This window comes from Bacteroidales bacterium (assembly GCA_023229505.1).
Lineage (GTDB): Bacteria > Bacteroidota > Bacteroidia > Bacteroidales > JAGOPY01 > JAGOPY01.
On record JALNZD010000003.1, the window covers coordinates 63,104 to 80,297 of the forward strand.

General features: G+C 36.8%; 10 protein-coding genes and 1 tRNA gene. 6 read left to right on the plus strand and 5 right to left on the minus strand.

Translation table 11 applies throughout. The features are described 5' to 3' along the window. The first annotated feature begins 29 nt into the window (after nt 1-29). From M0Q51_01775 to M0Q51_01790, 4 genes are all read left to right on the plus strand, one after another. Entirely contained in the window at nt 30-1,226 is a 1,197-nt protein-coding gene (locus M0Q51_01775) for an ATP-binding protein (protein ID MCK9398708.1), read from the plus strand. 586 nt (nt 1,227-1,812) lie between these two features. Next, a complete protein-coding gene (locus M0Q51_01780) occupies nt 1,813-2,778 on the plus strand; it encodes a ParA family protein (protein ID MCK9398709.1) in 966 nt (321 codons plus the stop codon). After that, nucleotides 2,765-3,151, plus strand: coding sequence for a hypothetical protein (locus M0Q51_01785; protein MCK9398710.1), 387 nt, complete (start codon nt 2,765-2,767; stop codon nt 3,149-3,151). Before M0Q51_01780 ends, M0Q51_01785 begins: the two co-directional genes overlap by 14 nt. Before the next feature lie 599 nt (nt 3,152-3,750). Beyond that, nucleotides 3,751-4,257, plus strand: a complete 507-nt coding sequence (locus M0Q51_01790; GenBank protein MCK9398711.1) for a hypothetical protein — start codon at nt 3,751-3,753, stop codon at nt 4,255-4,257. Nucleotides 4,258-4,552: 295 nt separating this feature from the next. On the opposite strand, the gene M0Q51_01795 is transcribed toward M0Q51_01790, so the two are convergent. Further along, nucleotides 4,553-5,029 carry a fibrobacter succinogenes major paralogous domain-containing protein gene (locus tag M0Q51_01795; protein MCK9398712.1) on the minus strand — a complete coding sequence of 159 codons (477 nt, stop codon included), beginning with the start codon at nt 5,027-5,029 and terminating at the stop codon, nt 4,553-4,555. 591 nt (nt 5,030-5,620) lie between these two features. Here M0Q51_01795 and M0Q51_01800 point away from each other — a divergent pair. Then, the gene (locus M0Q51_01800) at nt 5,621-6,265 is read left to right on the plus strand and encodes a hypothetical protein (protein ID MCK9398713.1); all 645 of its coding nucleotides are present in this window, start codon (nt 5,621-5,623) and stop codon (nt 6,263-6,265) included. 42 nt (nt 6,266-6,307) lie between these two features. Here the strand turns inward: M0Q51_01800 and M0Q51_01805 are convergent, their stop codons facing one another. From M0Q51_01805 to M0Q51_01815, 3 genes are all read right to left on the minus strand, one after another. Then, entirely contained in the window at nt 6,308-10,699 is a 4,392-nt protein-coding gene (locus tag M0Q51_01805) for a T9SS type A sorting domain-containing protein (GenBank protein MCK9398714.1), read from the minus strand. A gap of 68 nt (nt 10,700-10,767) precedes the next feature. After that, nucleotides 10,768-13,413 (minus strand): T9SS type A sorting domain-containing protein, encoded by a 2,646-nt coding sequence (locus M0Q51_01810; protein ID MCK9398715.1) that lies wholly within the window; start codon nt 13,411-13,413, stop codon nt 10,768-10,770. A gap of 80 nt (nt 13,414-13,493) precedes the next feature. Beyond that, nucleotides 13,494-13,691 (minus strand): hypothetical protein, encoded by a 198-nt coding sequence (locus M0Q51_01815; GenBank protein MCK9398716.1) that lies wholly within the window; start codon nt 13,689-13,691, stop codon nt 13,494-13,496. A gap of 703 nt (nt 13,692-14,394) precedes the next feature. On the opposite strand from M0Q51_01815, the gene M0Q51_01820 reads away from it, so the two are divergent. Continuing rightward, a tRNA-Ala gene (locus M0Q51_01820) sits at nt 14,395-14,466 on the plus strand. Between the two features lie 141 nt (nt 14,467-14,607). Here the strand turns inward: M0Q51_01820 and M0Q51_01825 are convergent. Then, entirely contained in the window at nt 14,608-17,193 is a 2,586-nt protein-coding gene (locus M0Q51_01825) for an N-6 DNA methylase (protein MCK9398717.1), read from the minus strand. Nucleotide 17,194: the final 1 nt, after the last annotated feature.

A 17,194-nucleotide genomic window follows, 5' to 3' on the forward strand; every position in this document is an offset into this window, starting at 1 on the left:
AAATTTTGTATCTTTGCAAAAATCCATTTATGATAACAAAGGAAACAGTCAGGGCAGTTATTAAGGAAAATAGCCAATCAGCAGCAAAAAATCTGACTGTGAAAAGGGAAAAAGAAATCCCATTAAAAAGCAATAGTATAATTGTAATCACAGGAGTGCGGCGTTGCGGAAAAAGTACACTGTTGCAACAATCACTTAAAACTGTCAGGAATAAAGTGTTTTTGAATTTTGAGGACACCCGGCTCGAAGGTTTTGATTTAAGCGATTTCCAAAAGCTGGAACAAATAGCTGTTTCGGAAAAGGCGACTTGCTATATTTTTGATGAAATACAGAATATTCAGGGTTGGGAAAAGTATGTACGTTCGGCCCATGATAAGGGATTTCAAATATTTATCACGGGATCCAATGCATCTATGCTCAGCCGGGAGCTTGGCACCAGACTGACCGGAAGGCATATCCAAACTGAACTCTTTCCGTTCAATTACCTGGAATATTTACGCTTCACGAAAGAAAAAGCAGGAAAGGAAAGTTTGATAAACTACCTGGCCCGTGGTGGATTTCCCGAGTTTCTGGTCTCAACAAATCCTGAATACCTCAGGTCATTATTACGTGACATCGTTATCAGGGATATTGCTGTTCGGAGAAATATAAAAAATGACCATATTATTTTAAGACTTGCTTTGCATCTGATGAGTAATTTAGGTAAAGAGGTGAGTTATAATAATATGTCGAAAGTAATAGGAATTAAATCCGTGCGTACTACCATTGATTATTGCGATTATCTAAAGGAAAGTTACCTGCTGGATTTTGTTCCCCGTTTTTCATTTTCGATAAAGCAACAACTCATTAATCCCAAAAAGGTCTATGCTGTTGATACGGGCATGGCAAGGGCAAACAGTCTGTCATTCAGTGAAGATTATGGCAGAATGCTGGAAAATGCGGTTTTCCTTCGCTTAAGGCAGGCTACACCTGATGTTTTATATTATAAGGATGAACATTCAGAATGTGATTTTTTAGTACGGAAGAATGAAAAGATTGTTTATGCTGCTCAAGTCTGCTGGCATTTAACAGAGGATAACCTGGAGAGGGAAATAACGGGATTGAAAAGCGCAATGACAACCACAGGGGTTAAAACAGGAATTATAATAACCTCTGATCAGGAAGATGCATTTGGAGAAATAAAAGCGATCCCGGCATGGAAGTGGATGCGACAGGATTTAACCTGAATTATTCTCAAGCCTCATGTACGCCTGCCCGCCTACCGGCGGGATGGACGATTTTTCACGGACGATTTCTCAATTGATATTCGAAACAGCGATACACGAAACACGATATTCGAAGTTTTGACTGCTGACTGCCAACTGTCAACTGTCAACTGAAAGTGGAGATGGTATTCTCATGCATTCTTGTATTAATTCAATACAAGAAACATGCTATTTTTAGGTTGACATATACCCCCGTTTTACGCACGATCTCCCGGAAGGTGGACAACTTATACCATCCCGGGGTGAAAGTGCGTAAAACGAAGAAAGGTTTTAAAAAATCATTTTCCAAAGTAGAAATCGCATTTGTTCCAAAAATTAAAAAGAAAAAATGATCATATTGTGAAAGATTTAATAATCTCTAACTTTACAGGGATTATATAACAGTTGTATACTTAAAATAACATTCTACCTTTACTAACCTGTCCATAATTCAATTTGATTGTATATTTGAATGTAGCGATAGGGGCTATAAGTTAATATCAGCTATTTTATGACGCTCGTGCAAACATCAACTAACAGACATAAAACTAACTAACCCCCTTTTCACATGGACATACCAGAAACTCTTAAAAAACAGTTTGACGCATTAAAGATTGACAAGCATCCACAATCAATTTGTATTTGTAACTACAAAGGTGGAGTAGGCAAAACAACTATCACAACGTTACTTGGTTATTACCTTGCAAATATAGGGAATAAGGTTTTGCTTTTTGACATTGACCCACAATGCAGTTTGTCTTTAGCCGTTGGATTTGAGCCAGAGAAAGTTGATAAAACAGCTTTCACAATTTATCATTTGGTGACACCTAACAAATGGCATGACATTAAAAAGGTAAAATTCCACGAGTATGTTGACGATGTTCCCGATAAGTTTGCGCCCAAAAAATTGAAAATTATCAAAGGAGCTTTTAATGTTGACGAGTTGGACATTGAGATAACTAAAGCAATCGTAGAAAACGACAGGACAGCCGACATGCTTTTTGGATACTGCAGAAATATGCTCAACAGCTTCAAGGACTTTGACTACATTCTTGTTGACTGCCCACCAAACAAAATGTATTTAACACAGGCAATGCTTCGTGCTTGCAATTATTTCTTGACTGTTACTATTCCCGACAAGATTTCAGTTTACGGTATGCCACGACTATTGCGTTGGGTGAGGGAAATTCCTAAGAACGAAAAACCGAAAATGTTGGGTGTAGTCCTAAATGCTGTTAATCGTGCAGGCGGTAATGAGTTTGGGACAATCAACCAACAGACAGCTATAAAAGATTTACTAACCTCAGTAAGTAAGGATTTAGACGTAAATGAAAAAGCAATCATCGGAGAACATCCAATTATTGCCCGTATTCCACGATTGGATGTTGTTTCAAGATTTTTAAGTCAGGGTTCAGAAAAGATAGCTTGGTTTGACTTAAAAAAATCTGCAAGTGAACAGCGTACTGTTTCGGAAATAATGATGACTTTCGTATCACGAATTGAAAAAAGAATTTCCGACTATGCCAAAATTTGATTTCTTCATAAGCCCTGGAGGCGAATTGCCAAAAAAACTGCAAATCATTTTGCAGGACTATTTCTCTGAAAAGGATTTTGAAAAGCTGACAAAGTTTGGAGGTAGAGTTCAAATATCTGTTACTGCCCCATTCACAGATAGGAAAGAACAAGATAACAAACTTGTAATTGACGAAGCATTTATTACAAAACTTAAAACCAATCCTTCACAGTCAGATGAGAAATTAAAAACTCTAACTAAAAAACAACTTATAAAAGTTGCGACACTTTTAAATTTTCCAACCACTGCAAAAGCGACAACAAAAGAGATTAAGAAAACGATTAACGACCATTTGAACTCATCTGAAAAGTGGGACAAAATTTCGGGAGCATGATAGTAATTAACTTCGGACAAAGTTTGTGCGGGTTGCAAACCAGACGACTTCGGACGGACGGAATAAAAAATGATAATCGAGTAGGCGGCCCAGCCAATATTGTATCACATTGCATCTAATCAATATAATAAAAAAGAGCCAAAAATGGCTCTTTAAAGACATCAGATAAGTCCTTCGTCAGCAAAACTATAAAATCCTTTACGGGTCTATTCATTCACAGACATGAAACATACCATATTTCGGGTGACCTCCCCCCGAATTTTGCACGAACTCCCGGAAGGTGGACTCTACATCTTGATTGTTAATCATTGTGGCTTTTTTGCATGAATGGTAGCTAATTAAAAAAAATCTTTGTTTCAATACTCTATTTATAGGACATTTCCATTTTTGCAAAGACTCTGTAATTATGATAGTCAGAATTTGTACATTATTTTTAAGAGAGCGAATCATCATAAGTTATACTTTTAAGGAATTAGGCTATAGGGCAGGTAAGTTGTATCTGATCTTTTGGTGTCTTGCCAGAATTAATACTAATGTGTCTAAAAATTGAATTTTCAAGATAGACATGATCAACATTATATAACCTTAATTTGAAAATCATGAACATTTTTTTTCAGTCAAAGAAAAATTCTGAAAACTCCGATTATTATGTAAGAGCGGAAAAATTAGTATCAATGGCAAAATTGTTTGCAATTGGAACACAAATACCGATGCTTCAAAGATTTCCACAACTAAAAAATGCTGTAAATATTAAAAATTGGGACCTAATGTGCACTACATGTGCTACATTCGCCGCAATAACACGAGTAGGAAGATTTGTAAAAGATAGAAGTGTTGTCGAAGAATTAGATGAAATTGTTTCTGATAAATTAAAGGAATTTGATTTAAATGGCCCGGGTGTATTTGAAAATCTTGAAAATTTTATAATTGATATAGTGAAACAAAAAAATGATGAGATAACACCTGATCTTATCAGTGGATTGGCTGGCGCTTGGATCGTATGGAATTTAACTGATAAGAAACCTATTGAAGATGAAAAGATGTTGTCATATACTCTTGGGAATATTTTTTTTACAGAATTCGCCAATTATTTTGGATTAAAATAAATTTAATCAACGGTTACAGATAAGAAGCCCATATCTGACAATGCAGGTTGATTCCTGAAGTTAATAAACAGAAACATTTATTAGATAAAAAAATGAGCCCTTTCGAGCTCATTACAGGCCTCACAGTAAACCCTCATCCGCAAAGCTATAAAATCCTTCACTGCTAACAATCAGGTGATCAAGGACCGGCAAGTCAGGCATCAATCCGGCTTCCTTCAATTTCCGGGTTAAGTGAATGTCAGCTTCGGATGGCTGAAGGTTTAAGCTTGAATGATTATGGCACAAAATCAAGCTGCTACCATTGGACTTGAGGGCGATCTGAAAGATCACCTTGGGGTCTGCCACAGTCCCGGAAAGACCTCCCTGTCCTGATCACGCTGTAATCATATGTGAAGCCGCTGGAATTGCTGGCGCCGGCATTGGGTGTCAGCCAGTAGGCAGTTCCGGCTTCTTTCATCTTCCCGCAGGCATCCAGTCCGCTGGCTCCTTCTGCATCACAATCTACTTCAGGATCAAGGAATAGCGTTAGCTTACACCATTCTGCATCTGTGGGGACATGCCATCCCTGGGGACAAATCCCCCGGCTCCCCGGGGTCGTATGATAATCCATGGCTTCATTCCACCAGTAAAGTCCTCCGTAGATCCCGCAATTGGATTCAAGATCATGATCACAGTATTTTTCAATGAGGCCGTTATCGGATTGAGACCCGGAACTATCGATCCTTATGCCGATGTTCAGGTTACCGGCCATCCAGCATTGGGTCCCTATCATAATCGTATTGTAAACCTGGTTATCACGGGGGTCGGTTAACGGTTGTCCGCAGTTCCATCTGTCCGTTTATTCACCTTCCTGGGCAGATGCGACTGTGATAAATGTCCAGAATCCTGATAATAAAATGGCAAAGGTTTTCATAGTAGGGATATTAATGCGTAGATCAGGGATTCACTGATCCTTTTTCCTGTAAAAGTGCGCCATGGATAAGTTAAACATTCAAATATATAATATTTTATGTCGCAAATTCATAAATTATAACCTTATCGCGGATAAAATCTCTAATTTTGAATGTTCCAGATAATATGGGGGCTTACATATCACCTTTGACATTAAGGAGAGAACCAAAGAAAATAATAGAGTTAAGCTAGTGAAAAATGCGATTCTTTCAAAAATGCACAAATGGTAAATATAAATGCAAATCATTGGAAGTCAAAGAAAATATTTCTGTGTTAAGTTATTTAATAGAATGAACAGCTGGTTTTTGCTATCTATTTCATTTTAATTTATTAAAATGTAGGTTTAATGAAAAATTTGTTATATTAATAATGTCAATTTTGATTAGTTTTTAATCACAATAATTCATTACCAATGAGTTTAAATACAAACCTTAAAGGAAGGGTACGCAATATAAATCTACCCAAGTCTAATATTTTATTTCCGTTATTTGAGACTGTTGTCAATTCAATTCATGCCATTGATGAAAAAATTGATATGGACAATCATTTTAAAATATCAGATGGAGATATTAAGATAAAAATCATCAGGTCGTCCCAATTAATAACGACTAAGGAAAAATCTGAAATAATAGGTTTTGAAATTATTGACAATGGTATCGGATTTAATAAAATCAATTACAATTCATTCCAGACACTTGATACAGAATATAAATTAAATTTAGGAGGAAAAGGTGTTGGACGACTTTTGTGGTTAAAGGCCTTTTCAAAAGTATCCATAAACAGTTATTATCAAGAAAATAAAGTGATATATAACAGAATGTTTAATTTTACTATTGCACAAGATATTCATAATGAAAAAAATGAAAAAGTCTCAGTCTCAGGAGATTTAAGAACTTCTGTTACATTATTGAACCTATTAGATGGCTATAAAGATTACCTACCTAAGAGTATTAATGCAATTGCAAACGCTCTGTTTGAACATTGTCTCTGGTATTTTTTAAGAGAAGGAGGTGTTTACTACTCCCCATTCTTTAGACCACGATTTTGCTTTTCTTAATTGAATTTAATAACTCTTTTTGTATTGATACGAGGAATAATTTTACAGCTTAGATAGTTTTTGAACATAAATACGCTTACCATCAGAAATTTTTATCAAGTACAAACCGCATTTTATGTTTGAAATATCAATAATATTTTGTACGCAGTGTATTTCTTTTGATAATAGTAATTTCCCAACCATGTCATAAATTTCAACTTTCGATGAAGGGAGTTTACTGCTAATTGTGAGTAAATTAAAAGCAGGATTTGGGAAAATAGAAAATGTTTGATCATTTAAATTCTCTATTCCTTCAGGTTTTTCCCAATCGACCTGGTAATTAATTGTCTTAACGACATCAGTAATTTCTGTTGAAAGCAAAGGACCTGTCGTAACCCAGGGTCTATATTGTAAGTAAATAGTATAATTTCTTAAGCCCGTATCTATACTTGATAAAGGAATACTTATAGTATCAATAATATTTGTACCACCTATAATATTTTTTGTAAAAACTACCGATGTATCAACCTTAATTTGAAAAAAACCATTTTTAGAAAAGACCACACTAGGAAGTAATTTCAAAGTAAAAGGTGTATTAATATTAGCAGTTGGAAGGATTGAAGGAAAGGATTGAACTGAAGTCAAAGTAGATATTGCTTTAGTACTATCTATAATGAAATCATTATCAGAATATTCAATATTGGAATTTAAAGAAACAATATCATTGTTCTTAATCAATTTCAGTTCGCTATGAAAACATGTCGCAGTGTCAATCATATGAAATGTAAACATGTTGCCATTGATTGGATAAGAAAATTCATTATCTACCAAATCAAAATCAATAATGGTTGTTCCTTGTAGATCTTTATTACCAGAATGGTCAACTTCATAAATATCATTAGTTACTTGAGGTGGCGTGGCTTGAATTGTCATGTCACCCTGGTTTTTAAGTTTATATGAATTGTACTTAAATCCAATTAATGAGTTCAAATTAACAACTGGTTGATTATTATAATTCCAAACAGTTACACCTAAAATATTATCAGCATTTGATTTACAAATAGGAAACTGATTCGCATCATTCTCAAAATAGTAATTGCAATCAATAGTGCCACTTGCATAATTTAATCGATGTTGTAAAATATCCATCCATAAGACATCATTTTCTGACATGTGACTTTCAATAGTAATTACATTATCAAATAATAGAGGAAAAAGCGTAAGAGCATATAAGGTTCCAACACCTGCAGCTGCTATACATACCTGACCACCTGTAACTACACAATATGGTAATATATATATGAGACTTGCCGCTACTGGTTCTAAGGCAGTATTTAAAATACCAATGACCGTTTTTAGTGAAACTCCATCTCGAGATAGCAAAATTGTATTTACTGCCTCACCCGCATAATGACCGAGCAAAAGCTCTCCTGCATTAAACAAAAGGTTTGAAAGATCTAAATGTAATTCAGGAGGTATAGGCATAAATGAAGTTGTCGGGGGCTTGGAGGTTGTGAATAGCGATTTGGTATAAGGGTCATATCTAATATTGAAGTGTGAATTAGGTATTTCACAAGAATTATTTGGAATCACATCAAATTTATAGACAAGCATGTTTTTCTCAGTCAGCGAATTTTGAATATCCATATTTTTAGATTGAATAATAAGTTCCAGTGAATTACTTGTGAGGACTACACAGCTATAATTATTCAAGTTAATCGACCCGCTGTTAATTCCATTTACGTCACAAACCTGATAATTAATATTTTGAGTATCTAAAATATTTTCAAATGGAAGATAATACCCTGGATTATTAGGATCAGGAACAATATCTGTAACAATCAGAATAGGTAAATAATAAGGAATGTAAGTACAACTTTCAGTTTTTGTATTGTTTACTGTGAGTGTTACTGTACTAGATGAACAAGACGTCCAACCGACAATACTTTTATAATTTACTGTGTGGGAGCCAACCGATAAATTGCAAAGAATGATACCACTATTTTGCCAAGGACCACCATCAATGTTCCATTGAGCTCCAGCACTCAATGCAGCAGCAGGACCTATAACAACATTTATACAACAGCTTGATGAATTTTGTACATAAGGAGGAGCGGGACATAAACATGTAGTATTGTTAGAAGTTATATTAACCGTTGAGGGTGCTGGGGCTGTCCATCCAGATACCGTTTTGTAATAAACCGTATGAGAACCGACAGTTAGATCAGAAACGGTTTGCAGGTCATTATTCCATGGACCATAATCGACGTTCCACTCTGCACCCGCAGCAACAGCCCCATCAGGGTTTAAATCTACTGTGAGTGAACCTGTTTGTGAACTTTGCGTATAAGGTGGAGCAGGACAAAGACAAACTGTGTTATAGGCTACAATGGTTACAGTTGATGGAGGAGGAGCACTCCAACCGGTAATTGCTTTAAAATATACCATATGGGTACCCGCTGAAAGACCTGATAAGATTTCAAGATCGTTCATCCATGAACCATTATCGACATTCCACTGTGCACCCGCTGCTACCGCACCATCAGGGTTAAGATCAACCTGTAAGGAACCAGTTTGAGCATTTTGCGTATATGGTGGGGCTGGACATAAACAATATATATTGTTTGCCGTGATATTGACTGAAGAGGGCAGTGGAGCTGTCCAACCAGTAATACCTTTAAAATAAACTGTATGGGAACCAACCATAAGGCCAGATAAAGTTTCAAGATCATTCTTCCATGGACCATTATCGACATTCCATTGGGCTCCTGCGGCGACTGCGGCATCAGGATTTAAATCAACTTGTAAAGAACCTGTCTGAGGATTTTGTACGTAAGGTGGAGCCGGACATAAACAGGTCGTATTATTAGCTGTAATATTAACTGTTGAAGGTGGTGAGGGAGCGGTCCATCCAGAAATATCCTTATAATAGACAGTATGTGAACCGATTACGAGACCCGACACAGTTTCAAGATCATTCTTCCAGGGACCATTATCTACATTCCACTGTGCTCCTGCAGCAACGGCAGCATCAGGATTTAAATCTACCTGTAAGGAACCTGTCTGCGAATTTTGTGTATAAGGTGGAGCCGGACATAAACATGTAACGTTGTTAGCAGTAATGTTTACTGACGATGGTGAAGGGGCACTCCAACCAGAAATTGCTTTATAATAAACTGTATGAGAACCAACAGATAATCCTGAAACAATTTCAAGATCATTCTTCCAGGGTCCATTATCAACATTCCATTGGGCTCCTGCGGCAACAGCTGCATCAGGGTTTAAATCTACCTGGAGTGAGCCTGTTTGAGAGCCTTGAGTATAAGGTGGGGCAGGACATAAGCAATATGTATTGTTAGCTGTGATGTTGACTGTTGATGGAGATGGAGCTGTCCAACCAGAAATTGATTTATAATAAACAGTATGAGATCCGGCAGACAAGTTAAAAACAGTTTCAAGGTCATTTTTCCATGAACCATTATCAACATTCCATTGCGCACCTGCAGCAACCGCAGCATCAGGGTTTAAATCTACCTGAAGAGATCCTGTTTGTGAACTTTGTGTATAAGGTGGAGCAGGACATAAACATGTTGTATTATTTGCAGTAATATTGACTAACGAGGGTGAGGGTGCAGCCCATCCTGTAATAGCTTTAAAATATACTGTATGATTGCCGAGAGAAAGACCCGAAACAATTTCAAGGTCATTCTTCCATGGACCATTATCGACATTCCATTGAGCTCCTGCAGCGACTGCGGCATCAGGGTTTAAATCAACTTGCAAAGACCCAGTTTGAGGAATTTGTACATATGGAGGCGCTGGACATAAGCAAGTTGTATTCCCACCTGTTATATTTACTGTTGATGGCGGAGGTGCTGTCCAACCAGAGATTGTCTTATAATAAACCGTATGGGAACCTACAGATAAACCAGTAACAATTTCAAGATCATTTTTCCAGGGCCCATTGTCAACGTTCCATTGTGCACCTGCAGCAACTGCTGCATCAGGGTTTAAGTCAACTTGTAAAGAGCCAGTATTTGCTGTAATGATTATAGTTTTTGCTTCAGACGTAAGACATGAACATCCATATGTTGCGTATCCACATGATGACGCTGAAGATTGAACATAAGCCCAAATTTTATATGTACCGGGAGTCGCAGAGTTTGAGATGAATATATTTGTAGAGAAATTACCTGCCATAGATGCACATGCTGTATTATAACCAATCTGACCAGAAGTACTACAGGCATTAGGAGCAACATAGACATCAACTTGCTGTATTTTACTCGTACCAGTATTATTGTAGATGTTTACTGTCCCAGATATTGAAATAGTACTTCCAGCAGTGGCACTTGCTGGCCATGAAGAAATAGTGACACATTGTGCAAAAGCTGTGATGCTAAAAACAATTTGGATAATTATTCCAGTCAAGGTTAAAGTGAAATGTTTTTTCATGATATACCTCCAGATAAAAAAATCCTTGTATTAACTGTCATAATAAATGAATAACAGCCAAACGAAATTTAATTATTTAAAATAATAATTCTATAAACTTTTGTAGACAATCCAAATGAAATCTTTAACAGATAAACACCTGGTTTTAATTTTGACTCAATTATGTTCGCTTCATAAATACCTGGGTCAAATGAATTATTACAAAACACTTTATAAAGTCGGCCAAATACATCGAATAAACCAATGTATAAATGTTCTGTGCTTGAAATTTCAACCTTGACTTTGAAATTACCATTAGAAGGATTTGGATATACAGTAATAGGAATTTCATTTAATGGAGGAAACCCTGTTGCATCATTCGTTGTAAATGAAAATGTAGCGGAAAAGGTATATCCAATATTATTATAAGATCTTACTTTCCAAAAATATGTTTGAAAAGGAACTAGTATCCCGGATTGAATGAAATATTGTGGTGAGACAAGTCCAAAAGTATCAACAATTAGATGAATAAAGTTTGAATCATCGGATAGAAGAAAATGATAATAGGTTGCACCAAGTGAGTTCTCCCATAAAAAGTTAAATGACAATGGTATACTTGTTGATTGATCAGGTGGATAAAGCAGATTAAATGGTTCAGGGGGTAAAGTATATTCAAAATTAGCTACTAGAGACCGATTACTAGTAACTGTAAACGAATAACTTGTAGAAATACTTACAATAGTTCCATTTTCGGTCCAATTTACAAATTGCCAATTAGGGTTTGATGTTGCAACCACTGTCGCAGTATACCCATATATATAGGTACCACCACCAGAAGTCGAACCCCCGGGTGCAGGATAAGAAGAAGTTTGAATAAGAAAAGTACCTGTTTGCGTAAAATTTGCATCCAGGTAACGATTAGAAGTAACGGGAAATGAATAAGTCGGATAAGTACTCACAACAATACCATTTTCAGTCCAATTGACAAAATCCCAACCTGTATTCGGTGTAGCAACGACAGTATCGATCTGACCATAATAATAAGTACCACCCCCAGATGTTGAACCACCGGAATCTGGAACTGGAGTTGTTGTAATTTGATAAGGGATTTGAGAAAAATTAGCTACTAGCGTTCGATTAGAAGTAACTATAAATGTATAAGATAAGCTATCGCTTACAATATTGCCATTTTCTTTCCAATTATCAAAATTCCAACCTGTATTTGAAGTCGCTATAACAGTTGCCGTCTGACCATAAGTATATGTTCCACCGCCAGATGTCGCGCCACCTGATGTTGGATTTGAACTAGTTGTGATTTGAAAAGTCTGTTGTGAAAAATTAGCTTCAAGCGTTCGATTAGAAGTAACAGTAAATGAATATGAAGAGTCTGTGCTTACTACATTACCATTTTCTTTCCAATTATCAAAATTCCAACCTGTATTTGAAGTCGCTATAACAGTTGCCGTCTGACCATAAGTATATGTTCCACCGCCAGATGTCGTGCCACCTGATGTTGGATTTGAACTAGTTGTGATTTGAAAAGTCTGTTGTGAAAAATTAGCTTCAAGCGTTCGATTAGAAGTAACTATAAATGTATAAGATGAGCTATCGCTTACAATATTGCCATTTTCTTTCCAATTATCAAAACTCCAACCAATATATGGAGTTGCAATCACAGTAGCTGATTGCCCAGCAAGATAAGTACCTCCTCCTGTTGTTGTGCCACCTGAGGTGGGATTGGATGAGGTAGTGATTAGATATTGTTGAATTGTTGTAAAATTCCATATTGCTGACCATGGGCTGGTATCGATGGAATTTGTGGCATTTACCCTCCAATAGTATAAAGCTCCATAAGATAATATTCCACCAGGAATAGTATAAGAAGATGTTGTTAAATTACTTACATCCACAATAGTAGAAGAAAAGGAACTGCTGACTGAGACTTGAACTCGGTAACTAGAAGCAGTACTTACATCATTCCAATCAAGAGTAGGGGTTACTGAAATACCTGTCGAGTTATTTGGAGGAGAAATGAGGGTCGGTGCTACAGGAGGATTAGTAGGTGCAATATTTAGAGATATATTTGGTCGATAATAAGAGTTGTGCGTATAACCCTGAGAATTAGTCAAATCACAACCAGCGCCATTATCGATATACTTATGATAAACCATTAAATCACTTGTAATAGATCCCTTAACAGTATTTGAAGTTCCCCAGTACCCATTTGGATTATCAAAACATATCTCTACTAGTAGGTTATTTGTTCCATTCCAATTAAATGGAGTAGTCAGAGTTATATATTGCCATCCAGTTCCTGGTACCGTATAAGTTTGGGCATATACCGTTGTCCAGCCTGTCATTACTAAACTTGTTAGGTTTGTTAAAGTCGTATGTTGCATCTTAATTTGGAAACCATTCATAGTCGGCCAGTTTGATGACCTATAATGAACATTTAGCCCTACAATGGTGATATTTCCAGGAAATCCACCTGCATTGTTTATTTCACTTGCAGTATATAAAATATCACATTTTGAATCTGTATACATAGTAAAATAAGGCCAATCAACTATCTCAGTGCCTGTTCCAACAATTATTTCATTTAAAGGATTCTGTGGATTTTGCAAATAATTATTTATTCTGCTATCTGCTGAAGAAATATTCATTTCATCTTGAGAAAAAGAAATGAACCCTATTATAATTGAAAAAATAACTAATCCTAATTTTTTCATATTCATATCCCCCATGTTGAATTTGAAAACTACGAAAGAACCTGTAAAGATAGGAAAAAAAGCCTTTAAAAGCAAATTGCCCTTTACTACTTCATTGAGTAGTAGTAAGTGTCATTGTCAGTGCACACAGTGCCATCCTTGAATGTGTAAACTGTTCTGAAATCAATTCTCTTTTTGTTTTCAAGTTCTTCAATAAAGACCTTTCCTGTGTCTTTCAGTGTCTTCTGAAGTCTCTGAACTAAAATGACCAATTCCGGACTGTCTTGAATTTCAATAGTCGTCATAGCTTTAAGTTTGGACAAAAAATAAAACAGATGAGTCTGGAAGCCTTGATTGCCAAAAGTTACAGAGCGTTGGAGGATTGAACATAACGCTGACTTATCGGACGAAGCATAAGTTTTGGCTTGTGGGTAGGACTTTGTTCGATAAGACCACGTTATGTGTCATTCCTGACAGGAGGGCTCACAATTTTTTTCTGTCCGGCAAAAAAGCATGTTTAATTTTAGCTGAAAAAAGCATCCCACTGGGCCGGTAACGGAGTCCCGTTAGCCAAAAGGACCGTAACGGGCTTGTGGAGGCGGGTATTTTATATTAAACGAACTTGGAATAATAGAAATGATTCATTACCAATTGATCTGAGGCACTTTAATATCCAGTCATTAAATTTCTTTTACAGTTTTGCCTGTTGAAAACTAATTTTGATAAAAAGTTTGATCCTTATTATCTTCTTGATAATCTTTGCTTTATAACGTAATTTTAAAGTGTTTTTTTTGCTGACCAGACCAAAAATGTTATCAATAATTGTTGAAAAATATCACTTATTCGTAATAAAGCACTATAAATCAATAGTATAAAAATTTTCAACCCCCCGATGTTGAAAAGTTCATGTATACAAATGCTTGATTCCCTTATATCTTTGTAGTTGACGTTCTTTAATACAAAAAGGACTGTTTTTCAGTCCTTTTAGATGCAAATATTTGAGGCGTCTGCTCGATAGTTTAAGTGGATAAAACGACGCGGGCTAAACGTCAGTTGAGGGTTCGAATCCCTCTCGAGCAACAGATCAAAATTAAGGCAGATTTACATGAAAATTGCAAATCTGCCTTTTTTTTGTTTTGAACAGTACCCGTAATGCTTATCAATCGTTAGTTATAGAGGACTTTTATTTTTTTTTGTTAATACGATTCATACACATTTATTTCATTCCCCCCATACCCTCGCAATCCGGTCTTTAATCTTTTGCTCGAAAAGTGCTATAAGTTGTTTATTAGATTTTACAATCTTTTGCTCTTGCTCTATCTTAATTATTAATTTTTTTTGAATCTCAATTTCCGGTAATGGAATTGCTATTTTTTGGATGGCTTTTGAATTGAATTGCGGTTGACCCCCACCTGTCATAAGATTAGCTTTTTGCTTATTATACTGATCAGAAAGAGTAAAGATCCAATAATATTCGGGGCAGATTTTATTCCGGTCAAAATCAAGTTTTATCAAAAATGATGCATAAACAGCTTGAAAAGATTCTTTAAACAATAGGGTTTTACCATAAGTGGCTCCAGTTCGTGCAACTACCAAATCATCTTCTTTCAATAAATACTTTTTGGCCTCGTTATTGAGGTTTATGTATTTAATGTCATTATTCCTCAATTCACCATTTTCATCAATGTCGGTTATTCGGATGAACCTTGCATCTCCTTCATCTCGAGCAGTATCAGTATATCCATATGTTAATTGACACACTTCCCCCAATTCCACCACAGGCCACTCCGGATCAACGTCAATCCTTGGTTTCCAATTCTCCACCACCTGCCTGGCTCCATCAATGATTTTCTGATATCCCTCTATCTCGCCGACAATCTCATGTTGAAAGGAGAGCGGTGGAAGAGGAATTCTAAAAACGGAGAAGTTCGAAAAATTCAAGTTTCGTATATTAGCACCAACAGTGGTTTCAACAAGGAATTTTCGAAATTTTTCATTTTTAAGTTGGAAAAAAAGATATTTTGCGTCAATCGCACCTTTTGAACGTATTACTCCCATAAATCCCCCAAAGTAATATGAAGTGTCCTCAAAAGAATAACCAACTTTTCCAATGTGTTCAGCACTGCCACTTGCTGTACATATTAGAATATCACCTTTAAGCAGTTTCTGTGAATCCTTAAAAACCAATTTACTTGAAACACGTTTTAAATCTGAAAAAATAATTTTCCCTGAAGAAATTTCGATATTGTTTGCTCTAAGAACTATTTTGCTATCTTCTTCCTCTGATTCATTTTTTTTTGAATATGTTACGCCTCGCAGAAAATCGATAACACTGCCAAGTTCTATCATTGGCCATGTCTGTAAACCTTTTCTTTCAACAATTAAATACCTCTCCCCACTCAAATTATAATCCCCATTAACAGCAACTTTGGTCTTTTCAGCAACCGTAAATCCCGGAAACTGATCGGCATCAAATGGTTCTCCTTTTAACATGCTCTCTTTATACCTGACAATATTCCTGAAGGCTTCCGGCATGTCGTTCTGTTTGATCGGCCTTCGCTGTGCGCCAAGATCAAAGCCATCGTTGTTAATCTTCACGAAGAGAATCTTATCCGTCTTCTTTGCCAAGGTCCGGTCAAGCCAAAGAATAGAGGTTTTAACCCCGCTGTATGGATTGAAAACACCTGCAGGTAATGAGATCACCCCGACAAGGTAATTTTCCTCCACCAACATCTTCCGCAAGGTTTTATATGCTGTTCCGGATTGAAAGATGATGCCCTCCGGTACAATGATAGCAGCCTTACCTGTTGGGGTAAGGTGCTCGGCCATGTAGTCCACAAATAATACTTCACTGCGGCTGCTTGTCACTGAGAACCTTTTGTGTGGCCTGATGCCTCCCTTCGGTGACATGAACGGCGGATTGGCCAGAATTACATCCGAATATTCGTTCCAGCGCTCTTCACTGGTCAGGGTGTCGTATTCAAAGATGTGCGGGTCAGTAAATCCATGAAGATAAAGATTCACAAGGGAAAGGCGCACCATATCCGGTGAAATATCGTATCCACGGATATTGTTCATCAACCTTGTGCGTTCATCCGGTGTCAGTTTATCTCCTTTGTACTTCTTCCCGTTGACTGCTCCAAGTTCTTCCAGACGAATACCATGCATCTCGAATGCCGCCGGATCATTTTCAGGATCATAATTGGAAGAATTATTCTTCAGAATATGCTTATATGATGAAATTAAAAATCCGGCCGTACCGCAAGCCGGGTCGAGAATACTTTCATGCTTTTGTGGTTCAATGATCGCTACCATGAAGTCAATGATATGCCTTGGCGTACGGAATTGTCCGGCATCTCCCTGGCTACCCAAAACCGATAGCAGGTATTCAAAGGCATCACCAAGTTTCTCACTATGATCATAAGTAAAATCATTGATTGTTTTCAGGAACGCCTTCAGCGTTTCCGGATCACGGTATGGCAGGTATGCGTTTTTGAAAATATCCCGGAACAACTGAGGAACGTTGGGGTTCTGATTCATCTTCAGAATTGATTCGCTATATAAGTTCAGCACATCATAACCTCCCAGTGATCGGTCCATTAATTTATGCCAGGCATACCGGGAATATTCACCAATGAAGTATTTCCTCTCCCCGCCCATTTCCTCTGATTCACTGTCCATATCATCCATGAACTTGTAGATAAGGGCTATAGTGATTTGTTCAACCTGGCTTTTGGGGTCGGGTACTTTACCGACGAGAATATCTCTCGCCGCATCAATCCTGCGTCTTGTTTCGATGTCCAGCATG

What these genes read in the sequence shown, in the direction of transcription:
- M0Q51_01805 (MCK9398714.1), bottom strand. Translation starts at nt 10,699, where the DNA reads ATGAAAAAACATTTCACTTTAACCTTGACTGGAATAATTATCCAAATT.
- M0Q51_01780 (MCK9398709.1), top strand. Translation starts at nt 1,813, where the DNA reads ATGGACATACCAGAAACTCTTAAAAAACAGTTTGACGCATTAAAGATT.
- M0Q51_01810 (MCK9398715.1), bottom strand. Translation starts at nt 13,413, where the DNA reads ATGAATATGAAAAAATTAGGATTAGTTATTTTTTCAATTATAATAGGG.
- M0Q51_01785 (MCK9398710.1), top strand. Translation starts at nt 2,765, where the DNA reads ATGCCAAAATTTGATTTCTTCATAAGCCCTGGAGGCGAATTGCCAAAA.
- M0Q51_01825 (MCK9398717.1), bottom strand. Translation starts at nt 17,193, where the DNA reads ATGCTGGACATCGAAACAAGACGCAGGATTGATGCGGCGAGAGATATT.
- M0Q51_01815 (MCK9398716.1), bottom strand. Translation starts at nt 13,691, where the DNA reads ATGACGACTATTGAAATTCAAGACAGTCCGGAATTGGTCATTTTAGTT.
- M0Q51_01790 (MCK9398711.1), top strand. Translation starts at nt 3,751, where the DNA reads ATGAACATTTTTTTTCAGTCAAAGAAAAATTCTGAAAACTCCGATTAT.
- M0Q51_01800 (MCK9398713.1), top strand. Translation starts at nt 5,621, where the DNA reads ATGAGTTTAAATACAAACCTTAAAGGAAGGGTACGCAATATAAATCTA.
- M0Q51_01775 (MCK9398708.1), top strand. Translation starts at nt 30, where the DNA reads ATGATAACAAAGGAAACAGTCAGGGCAGTTATTAAGGAAAATAGCCAA.
- M0Q51_01795 (MCK9398712.1), bottom strand. Translation starts at nt 5,029, where the DNA reads ATGATAGGGACCCAATGCTGGATGGCCGGTAACCTGAACATCGGCATA.